1 protein-coding gene and 1 pseudogene are annotated in these 2062 nt (G+C 74.5%); both read right to left on the reverse strand.

Annotated elements, in window-relative coordinates; all coding sequences use genetic code 11:
- Positions 1–1101 (reverse strand): annotated as a pseudogene (locus tag ACIWVC_RS26595) (hypothetical protein); the annotation flags it as partial.
- A gap of 171 nt (positions 1102–1272) precedes the next feature.
- A complete protein-coding gene (locus tag ACIWVC_RS26600; protein WP_396453205.1) occupies positions 1273–1902 on the reverse strand; it encodes an HNH endonuclease family protein in 630 nt (209 codons plus the stop codon).
- Positions 1903–2062 lie beyond the last annotated feature (160 nt).

The following is a 2062-nucleotide window of genomic DNA, read 5'->3' on the forward strand; positions in this document are numbered from 1 at the left end:
GGCGATGAACGGTTCGCGCCAGCGGGGGTCGCCGAGGTCGATGAGCGTCTCCAGCGCCGAGCGGGACACCCGCGCTTCGAGGGAGTCGTCGTTCCGGGGCGGCGCGGCGGCGAGGGCGGCCAGGGAGTCGGCGGACGCCACCGCGGCCTCCCGCACATCGCGGATCGCGGTCATGGCGGCGAAGCGGACGCCGGAGTCGGGGTGGCGGATCGCGGCGGCCGGCAGCGGCACCGACTCCGCACGCGCGGAGCGCGACCGCACGCAGCGGTCGTAGGCGGCGTTGACGGCGGTGCGGGCGGAATCGGCGGATCCGCGGTCGAGCAGCATGCCCGCGACGGCGGAGAAGGAGGCGGCGTCGAGGCGGGCGGCGATGTCGCCGAACGGGTCGTCCGCCCAGGCCCAGCCCTTCAGCGGCTCGCCCTCCGCCCAGCACCGGGCGAGTGCGTGCGGCGCCGCGTCCGGCCAGGGCAGGTCGTTGGCGGCGATCGCCCACAGCGCTCCGGCGCGGACGGCGGCGGACCGTCCCGCCGCCTCCTCCGCCAGCCACGCGGCGCTGCCCCGCGGATCAAGGCGGCCGGCGGCGGCCGGCAGGCCCGCCGCCACGCGCGGCGACCGCTCCTCCGCTCGCCGCGCCCGCAGCGCCGGCACCACTTCGGCGGCGCACGAACACGGGAGGTGGCCGAGCAGGTAGGTGGCGCAGTGCCGGATCTCGGCGTCCACGTCGTCCAGCAGGGAGAGCAGCCGCGGAGCCTCGCGGGCCAGGGCGGCGCCAACGTCCGCCAGAACCTCCGGGGCGGCGTCGTCGGAGGCGGCGTCGTCGGAGGCGGCGATGCCAGCGAGCAGGCCCACCAGCGTCTCCCGCCTGGGCATCGCGGTCGCGGTCGCGAGCCGGGCGAGGAACGGCACCGCGTGCGGCGTCGCCGAGTACAGCGTGCCCTGGTGGATGATGCTGCTGAACAGGTGCTCGGCCGCCTCTTCGGCCAGCTCGTCGTCGTCGCCGACAGCATCCCGCAGCGTCTGGGGGAAGTCCTCAGCCGAGCCGTACGCGTGACTGAGCGAGGCCCAGTCGACGTCGTCGATGCCCTCAAGTCCGGCCGTCATCACTCTCCCGCCCCTCGCGCGCCCTCCTCGCGCGACCGCCGGTCACCCTAGTCGCGGGCAGTGACATCGCGGCAAGTGACATCGCGGCAAGTGACATCGCGCCCCGGTACCCGCGCGGCCGGGGCGGGTGCCCGCCGCCCTTTTCGTCGGGCGGCGGGCCGGCGGACGGGGTCAGCAGGTGTTGAGCATGGAGGTGAGGGCGCTCTTCTCGGCGCTGTCGACCGTGAGGTCGTAGTACCACTTCACCTGGATCCAGGCGCGGGCGTAGGTGCAGCGGAACGCGGCGCGCGGCGGCTGCCACTCCGCCGGGTCCTTGTCGCTCTTGGACTGGTTGACGTTGTCGGTGACGGCCCACAGCTCGGGGCCGCCGAGGTCGTTGGCGTAGGTCTGGCGGCGGGAGGTCGTCCAGGCCCAGGCGCCGGACGCCCACGCCTCGGCGAGCGGGACCATGTGGTCGATGTCCAGGTCGGACGCGGCGGTCCAGGTGGCGCCGTCGTAGGGCGAGTACCAGCGGCCGGACGTCGCCGCGCAGGACGAGTTGGTGACGACGTTCGTGCCGTCCCGCTTCAGGACGGTCTCGCGGGTGTTGCAGGACCCCGAGATCGTGATCCAGTGCGGGAACAGGTCGCGGTCGTAGCTGCTCTGGTGAGACTCGGCGGCGACGGTGAGGGAGGCCAGGCGGCTCGCGGCCGTGGCGGCGGACGGGATGTTCGGCGGGGTCGCGTACGCCGGCGCGTCCAGGACGGCAAGCAGCGCCGCGCCCAGGACGGCCGGGAGCAGGAACAGCAGCAGGCGTCGCATCGGGGGAGCCCTTCCGCGGCCGTTCCCGGCCAGGGCGGGGGCGCCCCGAGGGGGATCGGGAACGGCGGCACTGCGACGGTGACATTTCCGGCAAATCCGAATAAACGTCACGCATTGCTCAGCCGCAGCCCCGCCCTTGGGCGAATGCTGCCGTTATGCG

This window comes from Actinomadura sp., assembly GCF_044508335.1.
Lineage (GTDB): Bacteria > Actinomycetota > Actinomycetes > Streptosporangiales > Streptosporangiaceae > Spirillospora.

Coding starts and splice junctions, on each gene's coding strand:
- ACIWVC_RS26600 (WP_396453205.1), bottom strand. CDS start 1,902: ATGCGACGCCTGCTGCTGTTCCTGCTCCCGGCCGTCCTGGGCGCGGCG.